We start from the raw sequence: 17466 nt of genomic DNA on the forward strand, positions 1-17466 counted from the left end.
AGCCATCATGCCCGCGCTCCTTTTGCGACAATTGCGCTAACAGGACGAGAGGAGCCGTCATGAAGCCACGTAACATTGCCATCACCTGCGGTGTCGCGGGAGTCGCCGTCGGCCTTGCCGCTGCCACCGGTATCGTTTATCACAAGCAAATCAAGTCCGCCGCGTCGCTCAAACGCTTGACCGGCTACGCGGATGGCTATGACCTGTACGCAATCGACATCGCCTACGACTACGATCTCGATCGCATCATCGCCGCTGGCGTGCGCGACGACCAGGCCTACATCGATGCCGTGGTGGCGCAGGTGCTGCCCGGTGTGCCGGCACATGTCCAGGCGCCCCAGTTTGCCTGCAGCGCTTTTGTCGCCGTAGATGCCGAAGGCCGCGTGCGCACCGGTCGCAATTACGACTTTAAGGACGACACCTCGGCGCTGCTGGTGCGCAATCACCCACGCGGCGGCTATGCTTCCATCGGGCTTGCCGCCCTTAACAACCTGGGCGATAACACTCCACTTGACTCCGTCGCCGGACGCGCCGCGGCACTCATGGGCCCGTTTGCCCAGCTCGACGGTGTTAACGAATGCGGCGTGTCCATTGCCGTACTCACCCTGGATTCCAAGCCCTGTGACCAGGACACGCAACGGCCCGTCATCAACACCTCGCTCGCCATCCGTCTGGTGCTCGACCGTGCCGCCACCACGCAAGAAGCTGTCGACCTGCTTTTCGCCTACGACATGCACGCCATGGCAGGACGCGATTACCACTTCTTTATCAACGACGCCGCCGGTGACGCGCGCGTAGTAGAATGGGACCCGCGCGATCCGGACCGCGCTTTCAAAGCGACTCCTGTACGCCAGGTTACGAACTTCTACGCCTGCTATGACGACGAAGTGCTGTCCAACCAAAAGAATGGCGAGCTGGGCCATGGTAAAGAGCGCGCCGTCGCAATCGCCGATGTTCTTGACGCCCATGTCGGTGCCCAGGACGAAACGATTGTCTGGGAAGCCCTGCGTGCCGCAGCGCAAGAACCCAATCCGGAAGACATCACCAGCAATACGCAATGGTCGGTCGTCTTTGACAATACCGAACCCGCCGCCGCTATTACGCTGCGCCGCCACTGGGGCGACGTCGACGCCTTCGCACTGTAAGGAGCCAGGCCCGTCAACCTTACGCCCGCCTGACGTTGTTTACATTTCCATACGCTTGAGCTAACACGTTTTACCCCCGCGTCAACAGTGTGCGGGGGTAAACTTATGCGCATGTTATAACTTGCCCGGAAGGATTCATCATGCTTAGGATCGGTCTTCTTACCAGTGGCGGCGACTGCCAGGCGCTCAACGCCACTATGCGCGGCATCGTCAAAACGCTTATGACAAATAGCGAAGAACCTATCGAGATCTATGGTTTTGAGGACGGCTACCAGGGCCTTATCTACAGCAGATTCCGCGTCATGACGCCCGCCGATTTTAGCGGCATCCTCACCCGCGGCGGCACCATCCTGGGCACGAGCCGTACGCCGTTCAAGCGCCTGGATGTTCCCGAGGCCGATGGCGTCGAGAAGGTGCCCGCAATGGTCCACACCTATCATAAACTGCAGCTCGACTGCCTGTTTATGCTGGGTGGCAACGGATCCACCAAGACCGCCAACCGCCTGCGCGAAGAGGGCCTCAACGTTATCGCGCTGCCCAAGACCATCGATAACGACACCTGGGGCACCGAGTTGACGTTTGGCTTTACGAGCGCCATCGACGTCGCTACCAAGTGCATCGACGACATCCACACCACCGCGTCGAGTCACGGGCGCGTGTTCGTTATCGAGATCATGGGCCACAAGGTTGGCTGGATCCCGCTGTATGCCGGCGTCGCGGGCGGCGCAGATGTCATCTTGATTCCCGAGATTCCCTACGACATGGATAACGTCATCAAGACCATCGAGCATCGCATGGAGACCGGCAGCCGCTTTACTATCGTGGCCGTCGCCGAGGGCGCTATCTCCAAGGAGGACGCGGCGCTGTCCAAGAAGGAGTACAAGAAGAAGCTCGCCGAGCGCACGAGCCCGTCAATCGTGTACGACATCGCCAAGGAGATCGAGGCCAAGACCGGTCGCGAGACCCGCGTCGCCATCCCCGGCCACACGCAGCGCGGCGGTCAGCCCGACGCCCAGGACCGCATCTTTGCGACTCAGTGCGGCGTCGAGGCAGCGCTCGGCTGCCTGCGCGGCGAGTTTGGCTACATGATTGCCCTGCGCGACGGCAAGATGTGCCACATGCCGCTCGAGGAGGTCGCCGGCAAGCTCAAGTTTGTCGACCCCCAGAGCGATCTGGTGCGCGAGGCCAAGGCGTTGGGCATCAGCTTCGGCGACGAATAGCCTCGGCCGAAATCCATCCCATCGGACCCTCCGACCCCGCCCGACGTATTTCGATTTGGCTCCTCCCTTGACTCCGTCAAAGGTCGCCAATCGAAATCGTCGGGCGGGGTCGGAGGGTCCTTCGTTTACATACTCGCCGAGGCAATTCGTCTTCTTGCTGCGGGTGCCTGGTCTGAAATTCAGTTGCGGTGAAATAGTTCCTGCTTAGCCCGCAAATGGCTAAATCTAGAAGCTATTCCACCGCAATTTACTGAGTGGGGGCTCTTGGCTGCTACTTGCACTGACATTTGTCCTGAAATGGCTGGTCGTTAGGGGTTGCTACCGGTAGTTGCGGTAGGGTTGGAGCAGATTCTAACTAGAAATGGTGGTCGCTACCGGTTGTTCTCGGCATACTCGGCTCATTCGATTCGACCATCAAACGAAAGGAACCACCATGGATCTTGCGATGGCGCAGCGGCTCGTTGATCGCCGCAAGGCCGCCGGGCTTTCTCAGGAGGCGCTTGCCGCCCAGCTGGGTGTGAGTCGTCAGGCTGTCAGTAAATGGGAACGCAGCGAGTCCTCACCCGATACCGATAACCTCATTGCGCTCGCCGCGCTGTATGGCGTGTCGCTGGATGAGTTGTTGTATGGGGAAGCGGCTAGCGATGCTGATAGCTCAGAGGACGGCAGCACCGAAACGGTGTATGAGGCTAAAGAGGCCGAAGATTCTGCCGAGCACGCCGATTGCGGCGACAAACCACTTGTCGATATTTCCCTCGCGCGCGGCATCCACGTCATTGATCCCAATAAAGGCGAGGAAGTCCATGTTGGCTGGAACGGCATCCATGTGACCAACGAGCGCAAGGGCGAAGAGGTGCATGTGGGGCCGGACGGCGTGCATGTCGATACGCTTGAGGACGATGGACATAGCGTGCATACCAATGACGACGGCACCGTCACCATCGACGGCGAGACGTTCTCCAGCTGGAAGGAAGCACACGACAAGCTCGACCATCATGGCAAGCATTTCCACACCAAGGTCGGACGTACATGGAACAAATTCCCCTTCCCCGCGCTCGTCACCCTCGCCTACCTGGTGCTCGGCATTGCCTACGGCACATGGGCTACGGGACTCTTCCTCGTCTTTTTGATTCCCGTCTATTACGCGCTTGGCGACTTTATCGACCAACGCCACTTATCTAAGCTGATCGATGTCGTCTATTCGGTCAGTGCCGAGGCATGGTTCCTCTACATGTGGCTCTGTCTGGGGCAACCCCATCCCGCCTGGGTAATTCTCATCACCATCCCGGTCGTAAAAGCACTCATGCGTTGGTGCCGTAAACGATGGAAGCATCGCGAACGAGCCTAAACCATCCCAGCCCGACGGCAGCACCCAACTAGTACCCCCCGCCCCTCCCTCCTAAGTTGCGGTGATATAGTTCCGGTTTTAGCCTTGAGTAGTCGAATTTAGGAACTATTCCACCGCAACTTACGAATGATCGGAGCGGCTACAGCACAAGCGTCGGCGTTCGTTTGATGGTCCGCCACGAAAAGGGCCTATCTACTACGTTTAACTCGATGGGGCCAACCATGACCGCCTTTTTCGAAAATCGACAGGCCTTCTACCTGCGGTTTTATTTTTCGTTTTCCCGGCATGGTTGAGGGTATCCAATTAAACGTAGTAGATAGGCCCGTTTTGTGGCATACGACCCATTCAAGCCCAATCTCGAAGGCTAAAGAGAGCCTCTCATCCGCACCTGCGAGCGAAAACCAAATAAAATGAAAGGCAAATGGAAAGCCCGTTTGACGAGCGGAGAACATATGCGCGACGTAACCGAAAGCGACTGGAAGCTGTTTAAGAAAATGCTTCCTCAATGGCAAGAACGTTATATGGAAAAGCTCATCGGCCAGTACGTTGAGATGCTGAACGGCGACAGCGAAGCGTCCAGTAGATTTTGGGCACTAGAAGAGCGCCTCAATAGAGACAAGCTGTCCTCAGGCGTAATTGCAAACGACATTCGCCGCAGCACAATGCACCGCGAGATAGCCAATTTGCTTATCGACAGCGTGATCACCCTTGACGACCTTGACGGTTTTACCGAAGACATTAAGAGCTATGCGCAACACTGGATTGGCCAGTAAGAGCACTGAACGACAGACATCCCCAGCAAAACGGGGCAAACGCTGGGCCACCTAATGGTTGTCCGGCGTTTGCCCAGATAAAACCTGCCAAAATATACCTGTCCCTTTTTGGCAGGTTACTCGGCGCTCTTGAGGGCGCCGACCATGTCGATCTTGTTGAGCGTTCGATTGGTGGCAAGGTTGACGATAAACGTAAAGGCAAAGGCCAGCAACACGGATAGCACGTAGCTCAGCGGCTCGACCTCAACATCAAAATACAGCGACGGCATCTGCAGGATGTACGTAAAACTCTCGGCCAGCAAGCCGCCTAGCGGTACGCCCAGTGCGGCGCCAATCGCCGTGAGGATCAACGTCTCCTTGTTGACGTAGTGGTGCACCTCGCCGCGACGGAAGCCCAACACCTTAATGGTCGCCAGCTCGCGCTCGCGCTCGGAGATATTCGTGTTGGACAGCGTAAACACCACCACAAACGACAGGCACGCCGCCATAAAGGTCACGAGCACCACGACCGAATTGATAATCGTAAAGTTCGCCTCATAGTTTTCCCAATGCTCGGCCGTACTCGAAATCGTAAGCCAACCGTCACTCTTAAGATTCTTGCTAAACGCAATCTGGTCGGCCGACGAACCCTTGAGCAGTGCAAAGATGCCGTTAAGACGCGCGCTTCGGCCGAACGTGCGCTCATAGGTGCCCTGCGTCATGTAAAGCGTGTTGCCCAGATAGTTAAGCGAAATGTCGCTGACTTTGACCTTGGCAACATTGAGCGACGAATCCTGGACGTGAGCCGTATCGCCCGGCTGAATCCCCAGCACCAGCTGTGAACTTTTGCTCAGATACACGTCTCCGTCACGCAAAGGCAGCGGTTCTTTGGACTCATCCTCCAGACGCACGTAATCGCCCAAGTCACTCGTGCGGTCATCGGGCACCACGATCAGCTGCACAGTCTCGCTCTTGCCGCCAAATGTAAAGGTGACGTTGTCGGTCATAATCGGCAGCGTCGAAGTCACGGTCACGTTGGAATCATTGGACGCGCTGCGCCCATCCAATGCCGCGCACGTCTGTGAAAAATCGTCGGGATTGGCGACCGCCAGCAGGTCGTAGCGCGTGATATGCCCGTACTGCTTGGGCGAAAGTGCCACCGACGTATCGCGGATGCCCATACCGCAGATCACAAGCGCCGTACAGCCCGCGATACCGAAGATGGTCATAAAGGCGCGCTTTTTGTAGCGGAATAGGTTGCGTGCAGCGACCTTGTTTAAGAAGCCCATGCGGCGCCAGATAAAGCCGATATGCTCGAGCAGAATGCGCGAGCCGGCGCGCGGGGCCTTGGGACGCATGAGCGAGGCTGGGGTCTCGGCCATCTCGTGGCGGCAGGCGATAATCGTAGCGCCCACCACGCCCACGGCAAACAGCGCCACCGACACGAGTGAAGACACGATATCGTACGAAAGCAGCATCTGGGGCAGCGAGTACATGTCGTCGAACACCGTAAACAAGAACAGTGGCAGGCCCACAAAGCCGATGATGTTGCCGAGCACGCCGCCGATCAGACATGCCCACAGCGCATAGTCCACGTATTTGGACAGGATGCGCTCGCGTGAATAGCCAAGCGCCTTGTACAGGCCAATAAGCGTGCGCTCCTCCTCGACCATGCGCGTGGCGGTGGTGAGGCTGATGAGCACGGCGACGATAAAGAAGATAAACGGGAACACCGTGGCGATGGCCTCAATTGACGAGCTATCGCTTTCCACGCTCGAGTAGCTTGCGATGTTACCGCGGTCCTGAATGTACCAAGTGCATTCACCCAGATTGGAAAGCTCGGCGCGGGCATCGGCGAATTGCTGATCGGCGGCGGCGCGGCGCTGGTCCAACTCGGCCTGAGCTTGGACGCGCTCCTCGCTGCCCTCGGCCATGCGGTTGATGCTATCCTGCTCAATCCCAAAGAGCATGGCGGCCTGGCGCTCAGCCGCATCCAAGCTTGCCGGCGTGTCAACCGTCAGCTCCTGGACGCGCGCCTTTTCACGCTCCTCGCGGATCTTCTCGATATTGCCCTTGACCTCATTGATCTTTGCCGTGTAGGCATCCGAGTAGGAGTTGAGGCTCTTGGCTCCCTCGACGATCACGTGGACCGCGGAGTAGGACGATGATGTCGCGGCATCCTCGCTCACATAGAACTTATAGTCCGCAGCCGAAGCGGCACGGAAGGCGTTGACTGTCGAGTCGGAGCTCACATCAGTGGGGTCGAGGACCTCGGCCGTAATGGTGTAATCGCCCGCGGCAAACTGATCCTTGGCACTTTGGTTGGACGAGCTCGCGTCATTGGCGGCAAAACTCACGGTATCGCCGAGCTTTTTGCCCGAAGCCTTCAGGAACTTCGAAGTTACCGCCACCTCATCGGCGCTCTCGGGCAAATCGCCGTTCACGAGCACTGGCTGATCGATGTTCTCCTTGGAGAGACTTTGCACGACCACGCGCTCGCGCGTTGTGCCCACGGCGGTGTAGGCGGTCTCGGTGTAGATACCCTCGGCCGTCTCGACGCCGTCGATCTCTTGGATAGCCGCGAGATCGTCGCGCGTAAGGCCACAGGTCGACTGCACGTTAATGTCATAGACATTCTGCTGGTCAAAATAGGCGTCGACCGAATCGCACAAATCCTCGCAGCCCGCCTTAAGGCCGCACATCACACTCACGCCGAGCGCGGTGATGACCACGATGGACAAGAAGCGCTTAAGACTGCCGCGGATTGTGCGGTAGATGCCACGGCGAAATACCGTCGGCACCATATCGTTTGAGCTTTGGGCGGTACGGTAGGTCGCGAGCTCCCGGTCGCGACTCACGTGATCCGTATCGTGATTTTGGCTGTTATGGCGATCTTGGTCCATGGGCGCTACCACTCGATCGTCTCGATCGGCACGGGATTTTGCTGGACCGTCTCGCTCTCCACGCGGCCGTTCTTAAAGCGGATTAGGCGGTCGGCCATGGGCGCCAACGCGGAGTTGTGGGTGATGATAATGACCGTAATGCCCTGATTGCGACAGGTGTCCTGTAGCAGCTGCAAGATCTGCTTGCCGGTTTTGTAGTCGAGTGCACCCGTGGGCTCGTCGCATAAAAGCAGCTTGGGGTTCTTGGCCAGTGCGCGGGCAATGGACACGCGCTGCTGCTCGCCGCCCGATAGCTGCGCGGGGAAGTTGGAGAGGCGCTCGCCCAGGCCAACCTGGCGAAGCGTCTGTTCGGCATCGAGCGAATCGGGGCAGATCTGAGCTGCAAGCTCAACGTTTTCGAGCGCCGTCAGGTTGGGAACCAGATTGTAGAACTGAAAGACAAAGCCGACGTCGGCGCGGCGGTACTCCACAAGCTGCGCCTCGTTGGCAGAGCTCACGTCGCGCCCGTCCACTGTCACGGAGCCGGAGGTTACCGTATCCATGCCGCCTAGGATGTTGAGCGCCGTAGTCTTGCCGGCGCCCGAAGCGCCCAGGATAATGGCGAGCTCACCGCGCTCAACGGTAAAGCTCGCGCCGTCGAGCGCATGGATGCGGGCATCGCCCTCGCCGTATGCTTTGATGACGTCTTTGAATTCGATATAGGCCATCGATCGGTTCCCATCTGGTCGGATAACTCTTTAGTATTACCCATTTCACGCCGACCAAAAAGGGACAGGTTCATTTTGGCAGGTTTTATATGGGGAAACGACAGCCATAGATGAGGCGCCGGGGAGGCAGAGAAATCATCGACGGGGTCAGGCCGACCGCCAAACACAACGCACGCATCTCTATCTGTCAGCAAAATCATTCGAACAGCTGTTCGTTTCTATGATATGATTCCGTTATCTAAGCAGGCCAATACGCAGAAAGGCGGCCAACATGGCGTTCGACTTTAAGAAGGAATGCAAGGAGCTCTACAAACCTGCAAGCAAGCCGAGCATCGTAACTGTCCCGCCTATGAGCTACGTTGCCGTTCGCGGAAAGGGCAACCCAAATACCGAAGGTGGCGAGTATCAAAACGCCCTGCCGCTGCTTTACGGCATCGCCTATACCGTCAAGATGTCGAAGAAAGGCTCAAGGAGTATCAAGGGCTATTTCGACTTTGTGGTACCGCCGCTCGAGGGTTCCTGGTGGCAAGACTCCCCGAGCGGCGACATCGATTATGTACGCAAGGACGATTTCAACTTTATCTCGTGCATTCGCCTGCCCGATTTCGTCACCCGAGATGACTTTGACTGGGCAGTCGCGGAAGCCACGACCAAAAAGAAACTTGACTTTTCTGCCGTCGAGCTGCTTAAAGTTGACGAGGGCCTCTGCGTTCAATGCATGCACACCGGGCCCTACGACAACGAACCGGCGACCGTAGGCGCTATGAATGAATACACGACCGAGCAGGGCTATGTCCCCGACTTCTCAGACACTCGTTTCCATCACGAAATCTATCTCTCCGATCCACGCAAATGTGCACCGGAGAAACTTAAGACTGTGGTTCGTCATCCTATCAAGCGCGCTGAATAGCGTGGAGCGTCATCTCACGCGCTAGGTTTTAAGCCAGCCAACCAGCCGCCTCCTAGGCCGTCCGGTAATTATCTTGACGCGGCCCGTCGCATCTTATAAGTTTGTTTTGCTAAAGCTGGAAAGCCTCTCAACGATGCGCAACTCCAGCTCTTTTTCTATCAAGAGGCTTAAATGAAATACCGGAAGTCGCGGATATCCATCAACGAACAAATAGCACTATTGACAGAATACAGGGGTCTTAAGTGCTCTGATCAAAGCGAACTCGAGCGAGCTTTGGTCGAAGTCGGCCACTACAGACTGTCGGCCTACTGTTTTCCCTACAAAACCAAATGCAAGTCCGGGATTACCATCTTTCGCGAAGGCACAACATTCGAAACCATCATCTACACGTATGAATTTGACCGAGCCCTCCGGCAGTTAATGTTTGATGCGGTCGGCAGTGCGGTCGGCAGAATTGAGATCTACCTCAGAAGCAGAATTGCCTATCTTGCCTCTGAGGAACGCGGGCCTTTCTGTTACCCAGATGTCGCCATAACGAGGCTCAACTCGGCATGCCCGTCGAGCTCTGCGCCGCACTGGGCTACGCAGCCGTCTTTGGCAGCGCCACCAATACGCTGCTCGCACCCATCCTTATTGGCTGCGAAGTCTTCGGCTTTGGTAACTTGCCGATGTTCATTATTGTCTGCGTTGTGGCTTACCTGTTCAACATGGATAAGTCCATCTACGCCCTGCAGGAGCGGGCGTAGATCGATGTCCAGGCAGGTGGTCTCAGCCGGAAACGGTGTCCCACTCTGAGGCTGTATTCCGGGACACGGTTTCCGCTTGGAACGCCATTCGGAAAGCGCATCCCGCTTTAAAACGGAATTCCGGGACGTAGTTTCCGTCTGAGCCTCCATTCGGAAAGCATGTCCCGTTCTTTCACGGCATCTTGGCTATGCAAAGCGCTCGAGTGTTACTCCTCGTACGCGCCCTCAAGCCGAAGCAGCCACTCCTTGCGATCAAGCCCGCCGGCATATCCGTTAAGCGAGCCGTCGGCCGCCACCACGCGATGGCATGGCACAATAATCGAAACAGGGTTGCGAGCGACCGCGGCCCCCACGGCACGGGGAGACACAACGGGTGTCTCATTTCCCGGCACACGATGTCGAGCCGCAACACGCTGGGCGATCTCGCCATACGTAGCGACCTCGCCACGCGGAATAGAAAGCAGCTCGTACCAAACTTCACGCTGAAACGCCGTGCCAATCAAATGCAACGGCGGCGTAAACCGAGGTTCCTGCCCTGCAAAATAAGCATTCAGCCAAGCCCACGAACGCTCAAGCACCGAAGAAGCCGCACCATTTGCAGGACTCACCGACGACATGCCGCCAGCACCAGAAACTGCATCGGCGCCTTCAACATGTTCAGGATCTTCTTTGAGAAGCGTGGAGCCAAAATGCTCCTGTCCCTCAAACCAAAGCCCCGTCAGACCGCGGCCATCAGCGGCAAGCAAGATTTCGCCCAAAGGCGAAGCAAACGTCGTCGTGACCACCAGCGGCTCCTTTCAAAACTCCGCAACATAATACCGCGAATTGTGCAGACAACCCCAATCGACCCCAAAGTCACCCAAGGCAGCAGGCGCGCAGCGCCGAGGCCGCCGCCGGGACCAGGGCCCGCAACAGCCACGCGCCCCCACATCAGCCCAGCGGCCTCAACCAACAACGACCCCATCGCAGGCCGCTTGCAGCAGCGTCACCGTAGGCGGGGGCCGGGCTCAGTTTTCAGAACACTCCGCAGACCAGTGTGGCGCCTTGTCCGCGGCTCCGAAGGAGCAGGACAAGGCGCCACACATGGTCGAGGACGTTCTGAAAACTAAGTCCGGCCCCCGCCGGACAGGCCACACTACTCGCAGAGCAGCTTAGCGATCTGGACGGCGTTGGTTGCCGCGCCCTTACGGATTTGGTCGCCGCAGCACCAGAAGGTGATGCCACGCGCGGCCTCGGGATTCGAGATGTCGCGACGCACGCGACCGACCCAAATCAGGTCCTGGTCGGACGTATCCATCGGCATGGGGAAGCGATCGTGCGCATCCTCGGCGCCCATGTCGTCAACCAGCTTGACGCCCGGAGCGGCAGCCAGCGCAGCACGGGCCTCCTCAACCGTAATGTCGCACTCAAACTCGAGCGTAATGCTCTCGGAGTGCGAGCGCAGCACGGGCACGCGCACGCAGGTGCAGTTCACGCGCAGCTCGGGCAGATGCATGATCTTGCGACCCTCGTTCTGCAGCTTCATCTCCTCGGAGGTAAAGCCCTCCTCCTTGACGCCGCCAATCTGCGGAATCAGGTTGCTCGCCAGCTGGGCGGCGAAGGCGCGCGGCTCGGGAATCTCCTCGCCACGGCCCAGGGCGGCAAGCTGTGCTTCGAGCTCGGCCATACCGGGGGCACCGGCGCCCGAAGCTGCCTGATACGTGGACACGATCATACGCTTTACGCCGGCAAGCTGATGCAGCGGCCAGGTGGGAACCAGGCCGATAATGGTCGCGCAGTTGGGGTTGGCGATAAGGCCGTGATGCCACTTGATATCGTCGGCATTGATCTCGGGTACGACCAGTGGCACCTCGGGATCCATGCGGAAGGCATGGCTGTTGTCGACCACGACAGCGCCGCGCTTTACGGCCTCGGGCAGCAATTCCTTGGCGATATCGTCGCCGGCAGCACCAAGCACAATATCGCAGCCCTCAAAGGCCTCGGGGCAAGCCTCCTCAATCACGATTTGCTCGCCGCGGAACTCAACGGTCTTGCCCGCAGAGCGCGCGCTCGCCAGCAGCTTGAGCTTACCGACCGGAAACTCCTGCTCGTTGAGGCACTCGAGCATCTGGGTGCCCACGGCTCCCGTCGCGCCCAAAATAGCAACCGTGTACTGTTTCATGCTTCCCCCTTTAAAGGTTGTGGCTTTTGCCCGCACGCCGAGCAGGCCGATTATTGTTGCCAGTGTATACAAGAACGGGGCGGGCACGAAACCCGCCCCGTCGAAACGAAACCGAAACGAAACGCCCCGCCGTAGATTTATGAGACATGTCCCAAAAAATCAACGGGATGGCAGCTACTTGTGGAGCGCGACCAGGGCGGGATCGACCGGCGCGGGAGCCTCCAGATCGGAGACCTTCACAATGCCGTTCTCGTCGGAGAAGGCGCGGTAAATGGTCTGAATCGCCAGATCAAAGTCCTTCTCCTCCACACCGATGATGATATTGATCTCGTCGCAGCTCTGCGAAATCATACGCACGCTCACGCCAGCCTGGCCAAGCATGCCAAACAGGTGGCCCGAGATGCCGGCACGACCGCGCAGGTTACGGCCGACGGTCGCGATAAGTGCCAGGCCCTCGACAACCTCGATCTCGAGCGGCTCGACCTCCTGCTGAATGTCGCCCACGAGCGAGTACAGTGAATCGTGAACGTCCTGCTCCTGCACCACGGCGCCAAAGCGGTCGACGCCGGTGGGCATATGCTCGACGGAAACGTCATAGCGCTCGAAGACCGAAAGCGCGCGGCGCATAAAGCCGACGCGCGGTTTGGTGCGGTCGCGGGCCACGTTGATGGCGACAAAACCGCGCTTGCCGGTCACGCCGGTAATGATGGGCTCTGCCTCGCCCTCATCAGCCGTCTCGCTAATGATGGTGCCGGGATCCTGCGGCGCATTGGTGTTCTTGATGACCAGCGGAATGCCTGCCTCGCGCACGGGGAACACGGCTTCCTCGTGCAGGACGCTTGCGCCCATGTACGAAAGCTCGCGCAGCTCCTCGTAGGTAACGCGCGCAATGGGCTGAGCCTCCGGAACAATACGCGGATCCGCAGAATAGAAACCCGAGACGTCGGTCCAGTTCTCGTAAAGGTCGGCGCCCAGGCACTTAGCCAAAATCGAGCCCGAGATATCGCCGCCGCCACGATCGAGCAGCTTGATCTGGCCCTCACGCGTCGCGCCGTAGAAACCGGGCATAACAAAGCCGCCCTGCTGACCGTACTCCTGCACCAGCTCGGAGGTGCGGTTCATGCTGAGCGTACCGTCGTGATGGAACGCAACGACCGTCGCGGCATCCAGGAACGGCAGGCCCAGATACTCGGCCATCAGGCGAGCGGTGAAGTACTCGCCGCGGCTCACGAGCTCCTCGGTGGAGTAGCCGCCCGAGCGGGCGCGCTCGGCAAAGGCCGCAAACTCTTCGCGGATGGGATAGGTGAGTTCCAGCTCGTCAGCGATATCAAAGTAGCGCTGGCCAATGTCCTCGAGTAGCTCCTCGCACGACACGTGATACTTAACGTGTGCGTTAACCAGGTAGAGCAGGTCGGTCACCTTGGTGTCGCCCTTAAAGCGGCGACCGCAGGCAGAAACCACCACAAAACGGCGGGCAGGGTCGGCATCGACGATGGCCTTGATCTTCTTGAAGTGTTCGGCGTCGGCGACCGACGAGCCGCCAAACTTGGCAATCTTAATCATGGGCTGGAGGTTACCTTTCTAAAAAGCCTCTGCGAACCTATTTTGCACGCTCTGATACCATGGTTTCACTGATTGGGACCAAGGCATCCGAGGAGCAGTGTTATATGGGAACTTATCATAGTACACGAGGACGCACTTTATCGTGCTCAAGTAAGGTGGCAATCCGTACCGGCATCGCTCCCGACGGGGGTCTGTTTGTCTCGGACGAGCTCGGCACCCAGCAGGTCGATATCAGCTCGCTTGCAGATAAATCGTACTTTGAAATCGCTCAAGATGTGTTGGGAATGTTACTGAATGATTACACGGCCGAAGAAATTTCGGCGTGTGTCGACGAGGCATACCGCGGCACGTTCGCGAGTGAAGAGGTTACGCCGCTCGTTAAACTCGACGCTGCGCCGGGCGCTGACGCCCCTCAGACCTATGTGATGGAGCTCTTTGGCGGCCCCACGAGTGCCTTTAAGGACGTCGCCCTGCAGATGCTCCCCCGCCTGATGGCCCGCACTTCCGCCAAGGACGGCGGCGCCGAGCGCATCATGATCGTCACCGCCACGTCGGGCGACACCGGCAAGGCCGCACTCGCCGGTTTTGCCAACGCTCCGGGCACGGGTATTACCGTCTTTTATCCCGAAGGCAAAGTCAGCCGCGTCCAGAACCTGCAGATGTCCACGCAAGAGGGCGACAACGTCGCCGTCTGCGGCATCCGCGGCAACTTCGATGATGCCCAGAGCGCCGTCAAGCGCATCTTTGCCGATAAGGAGCTTGCCGAGCGTCTTGAGTCCGCCGGCACGGTGCTTTCAAGCGCCAACTCGATCAACGTCGGTCGTCTGGTACCGCAGGTCGTCTACTACTTTGCCGCCTATGCGCAGCTGCTGCGCGCCGGCGCCATCGAGGCCGGCGACGCCGTAGAGTTCTGTGTGCCGACCGGCAACTTTGGCGACATCCTGGCCGGCTACTACGCCAAGCGCATGGGCCTACCCGTCGCCAAGCTCGTCGTGGCGAGCGACAAGAACAACGTGCTTGCCGACTTCCTGACTACCGGCGTCTACGACCGCAACCGCCCGTTCTTCACGACCATCTCGCCGTCGATGGACATCCTTATTAGCTCCAACCTGGAGCGCATGCTCTACTTCCTGTCCGACGGCGACTGCGAACTCGTTGCCGGCCTTATGGAGCAGTTGGCACAGACCGGCCGCTACGAGGTACCCGCCGAGCTGCTGGCCAAGATCCAGAGCGTCTTTGGCTGCGGCTGGGCCAGCGAGGACGAGGTCCGCGCCGCCATCAAGAGCTGCTGGGATGCGAACGGTTATGTGATCGACCCGCACACCGCTTGCGGCTATCACGTCTTTGAAAAGGTCGCTCCTGCCGAGGGCGCCAAGGCCCGCGTGCTGCTTTCGACCGCCAGCCCCTACAAGTTCCCGCGCGCCTGCTGTGACGCCCTGGGCCTTAACGTTCCCGAGGACGACTTTGAGGCCATGCGCGTGCTCGAGCAGGCCACCAACACGGTCGCCCCGACCCAGCTCGCCGAACTCGAATCCAAACCCGTCCGCTTCGAAGACGTCTGCGACGTAGCCGACATGGCCAACTACGTAGAGTCTGCAGCAAAAAAGATGGCTACCAACTAAAACCCCCTATAAGGCGCCGGCGAAAGCCGGCGCACTTTCTTTTAATTTGGCTCCCCAGCGCGGTGAGGAGACGGCGTAGGTCGGTTTCACGCTTGCTCCGTCGCGAGTTCCGCACGAGCCGAAGGCCACTAAATGTGGCCTTCGTGCGAGCAGGACTGTCCGAGCAGCGGAGCAAGCGTGAAACCGACCCCCAGGAGGACCAACAACAATGATCAAGATCACCGTCCCAGCCACGAGCGCAAACCTAGGCATCGGCTACGACACCCTCGGCATGGCCGTCAGCCTCTACTCGCACTTCACCTTCGAGCGCGCCGACAAACTCACCATCACGGGCTGCCCCGAGGAGTTCCAAAACGAGAACAACCTGGTCTATGTGAGCTTTGTCGATGCGCTGGCCGCATGGGGCGAGCCGGCTTTTCCCGTTGCCATCGACATCCAGACCGACGTGCCCGTCGCCCGCGGCCTGGGCTCCAGCTCCACCTGCGTCGTCGCCGGCATTATGGCCGCCGCCGCACTGACAGGCCACACCGTCGACCGCGCCGAGCTGGTTCGCATTGCCACCGAAGTCGAGGGCCATCCCGATAACGTCGCCCCTGCCATCCTGGGCGGTGCCGTTTGCTCCTTTACGCCGACTGACTCGCTCCCCCAGTGCCTGCGCTACGAGGTGAGCGATCGCTTGCGTTTTATTACCGTGATTCCGCCCTACGAGGTGCATACGAGCGAGGCGCGCAAGGTCGTGCCGCAGGAGATTCCACTCTCCACCGCCGTATGGCAAATGGGCCGCATCGCCGGCATGACGCGCGGCCTGGAGACCGGCGACCTTGACCTGATTGCCGCCGCTAATGACGACCGCATTCAGGAGCCCTATCGTCGCCGCCTGATTCCCGACTACAACGCCGTGCGCGACACCTGCCTTAACGGCGGCGCTAAAACCATCTGGATTAGCGGCTCGGGCTCGACCCTCATGGCTGTGACCGACGACACCATCGTGGCAAAGTTCCTGCAGGTCAAGCTGCGCGAGCAGTTCCCCAAGTGCGATACGCATATTCTGACGTGCGACACGGAAGGCGCCCAGATCGAATACCTGTAGTCGCCGTCCCGTATACTCGCCGGGGAGGCCAGGGGCTTTGCCCCCAAATCGTCCTCGGACATGGCAGGACCCCCGCTGCGCACTTCGTGCGGCGGGGGTCCTGCCGTCCTGCGGAAAGATTTGGGGGCAAAGCCCCTGGCCTCCCCTACGTTAGCTTCGCTGACGGCGGCTACAGGGACCTACGCTTTGTAAAAGCGCCGGGCTGATAGTTGCTTTTTATTGGTAGGGGCTCTTGCTAGGTAGGGGCACTTACTAGTGACAGGCTTCGCCTGTGCGCTTGGTTTACGCTGCGCTTGTTTCTTTGTATTCGAAGACTGGTTCTAGGAGGTCTTCGATGTTGCAGTGTAGGACTTTTGCAATATCCCTCACTGTCGTTACCGAGGCTTCGTTGATGTTTCGCTGGCGCTGTTCGTACATTTGGATTGAACGGAGCGATACACCCGATTCGTATGCCAGGTCTTGTTGGGTTTTTTTAATCCTCTTTCTTGCTAGCGCCAGTTTAGTCTGACGCGGCGCCTTCTTCGCCATATCACAGACAAGGCGCGCCACGCGCTCCTCCGAGGCCTCATGCCAAGGGTAGTACAGGTTTCGCAGCGCATCAAATGGAACAACATGAAGCAGATCTTCGAACGATCCCCCTAGGCGCCACTGCAAATATGCCAGTATCCAGCCCGTCCAATATTCTGGTGTCTTCTCAAATCGGTAGGTCCGATCTGGCATCGACCCTGTTTGGTAACCAGATCTTTCGGAGATGAGCGCAAATAGTTCAACGCCCGACTTTCCCGACACTACCCATGCGTTGCCGCGTTCGAACTCGCGAGCTACGCCGCTCAGGCAAAAGAGTTCAGCAACTTCCGATCCTTCTGCTCCGTAATCGTTAACGGCATAGTCGAAGCAATCCCCGAGGTTGTTCATTGCGTCCTCAAGGTAATAGACGGGATATGTCCTACTCGGCCCACGATCCGTTAACTCTTGGATCATTTAAATCAACCCTCCCTGCCATCAAATCCCTAATGTCGACACCATCAGAGTCAAATCCGTTTACCGTATCCAGGTACTTTCGTCGAGCGTTCTGTTCTCGCTCAAATCGTTTGGGATAAAACTCAGCTCCCGAAGCCTGCTTCCAATCGCGGAACTTAATCGCCGAGAACGCACGCTCACTCATAAGCGCATATTGAATGCCCAAATCCCCCAAAAACATAATGCGCTGCAATTGCCTGAGGGTAGTGTCGAGAAAGTTGGTGTAGAGCCCCATCCGAAGCGAGTCGGCCCGGCGTCCTAGAATCTGGAATACGGTTG

14 protein-coding genes and 2 pseudogenes are annotated in these 17466 nt (G+C 58.5%); 9 read left to right on the forward strand and 7 right to left on the reverse strand.

Translation table 11 applies throughout. The annotated features are described in order from the left end of the window. Window positions 1–59: 59 nt before the first annotated feature. The 4 genes from GPK42_RS02085 (at window position 60) to GPK42_RS02100 (ending at window position 4486) form a co-directional block, all read left to right on the forward strand. Entirely contained in the window at window positions 60–1145 is a 1086-nt protein-coding gene (locus GPK42_RS02085) for a carcinine hydrolase/isopenicillin-N N-acyltransferase family protein (protein ID WP_215693216.1), read from the forward strand. A gap of 140 nt (window positions 1146–1285) precedes the next feature. Continuing rightward, the gene (locus GPK42_RS02090) at window positions 1286–2365 is read left to right on the forward strand and encodes a 6-phosphofructokinase (protein ID WP_215693218.1); all 1080 of its coding nucleotides are present in this window, start codon (window positions 1286–1288) and stop codon (window positions 2363–2365) included. A gap of 433 nt (window positions 2366–2798) precedes the next feature. Further along, entirely contained in the window at window positions 2799–3713 is a 915-nt protein-coding gene (locus GPK42_RS02095; protein WP_215693220.1) for a helix-turn-helix domain-containing protein, read from the forward strand. Window positions 3714–4165: 452 nt separating this feature from the next. Continuing rightward, window positions 4166–4486: a multidrug transporter gene (locus tag GPK42_RS02100; protein ID WP_195235102.1), complete on the forward strand. Its 321-nt coding sequence runs from the start codon at window positions 4166–4168 to the stop codon at window positions 4484–4486. 116 nt (window positions 4487–4602) lie between these two features. Here GPK42_RS02100 and GPK42_RS02105 read toward each other — a convergent pair whose 3' ends face one another. Together GPK42_RS02105 and GPK42_RS02110 are read right to left on the reverse strand one after the other, a co-directional pair. Beyond that, a complete protein-coding gene (locus GPK42_RS02105) occupies window positions 4603–7368 on the reverse strand; it encodes an FtsX-like permease family protein (protein ID WP_252200035.1) in 2766 nt (921 codons plus the stop codon). Window positions 7369–7373: 5 nt separating this feature from the next. Continuing rightward, entirely contained in the window at window positions 7374–8075 is a 702-nt protein-coding gene (locus GPK42_RS02110) for an ABC transporter ATP-binding protein (RefSeq protein ID WP_215693222.1), read from the reverse strand. A gap of 271 nt (window positions 8076–8346) precedes the next feature. Between GPK42_RS02110 and GPK42_RS02115 the strand changes: the two genes are divergently transcribed. The 3 genes and pseudogenes from GPK42_RS02115 to GPK42_RS02125 all read left to right on the forward strand — a co-directional run bounded on the left by GPK42_RS02115 (window position 8347) and on the right by GPK42_RS02125 (window position 9731). Next, window positions 8347–8985 carry a GyrI-like domain-containing protein gene (locus tag GPK42_RS02115; protein WP_215693224.1) on the forward strand — a complete coding sequence of 213 codons (639 nt, stop codon included), beginning with the start codon at window positions 8347–8349 and terminating at the stop codon, window positions 8983–8985. 171 nt (window positions 8986–9156) lie between these two features. After that, window positions 9157–9504 (forward strand): annotated as a pseudogene (locus GPK42_RS10200) (Abi family protein); the annotation flags it as partial. Window positions 9505–9536: 32 nt separating this feature from the next. Further along, window positions 9537–9731, forward strand: coding sequence for a chloride channel protein (locus GPK42_RS02125; RefSeq protein ID WP_117635684.1), 195 nt, complete (start codon window positions 9537–9539; stop codon window positions 9729–9731). A 206-nt stretch (window positions 9732–9937) separates the two neighbouring features. Here GPK42_RS02125 and GPK42_RS02130 read toward each other — a convergent pair whose 3' ends face one another. The 3 genes from GPK42_RS02130 to GPK42_RS02140 form a co-directional block, all read right to left on the reverse strand. After that, window positions 9938–10516: a methylated-DNA--[protein]-cysteine S-methyltransferase gene (locus GPK42_RS02130; protein ID WP_239057599.1), complete on the reverse strand. Its 579-nt coding sequence runs from the start codon at window positions 10514–10516 to the stop codon at window positions 9938–9940. Window positions 10517–10866: 350 nt separating this feature from the next. Continuing rightward, entirely contained in the window at window positions 10867–11892 is a 1026-nt protein-coding gene (locus GPK42_RS02135; RefSeq protein WP_215693226.1) for an aspartate-semialdehyde dehydrogenase, read from the reverse strand. Window positions 11893–12066: 174 nt separating this feature from the next. Beyond that, a complete protein-coding gene (locus GPK42_RS02140; RefSeq protein ID WP_117766542.1) occupies window positions 12067–13455 on the reverse strand; it encodes an aspartate kinase in 1389 nt (462 codons plus the stop codon). Window positions 13456–13559: 104 nt separating this feature from the next. Between GPK42_RS02140 and thrC the strand changes: the two genes are divergently transcribed. Further along, on the forward strand, window positions 13560–15077 hold the full coding sequence (gene thrC, locus GPK42_RS02145; RefSeq protein ID WP_215693227.1) for a threonine synthase: 1518 nt from the start codon (window positions 13560–13562) through the stop codon (window positions 15075–15077). A 208-nt stretch (window positions 15078–15285) separates the two neighbouring features. Next, complete coding sequence (gene thrB / locus GPK42_RS02150) at window positions 15286–16167, forward strand: homoserine kinase (RefSeq protein ID WP_006234874.1); 882 nt, start codon at window positions 15286–15288, stop codon at window positions 16165–16167. Window positions 16168–16449: 282 nt separating this feature from the next. On the opposite strand, the gene GPK42_RS02155 is transcribed toward thrB, so the two are convergent. Then, window positions 16450–17148, reverse strand: a complete 699-nt coding sequence (locus tag GPK42_RS02155; protein ID WP_229026434.1) for a helix-turn-helix transcriptional regulator — start codon at window positions 17146–17148, stop codon at window positions 16450–16452. Further along, window positions 17114–17466 (reverse strand): annotated as a pseudogene (locus GPK42_RS02160) (hypothetical protein); the annotation flags it as partial. The gene GPK42_RS02155 and the pseudogene GPK42_RS02160, both read right to left, overlap by 35 nt.

It is taken from the genome of Collinsella aerofaciens, from assembly GCF_018785265.1.
In the GTDB taxonomy this organism is placed as follows: Bacteria; Actinomycetota; Coriobacteriia; order Coriobacteriales; family Coriobacteriaceae; genus Collinsella; species Collinsella aerofaciens_AI.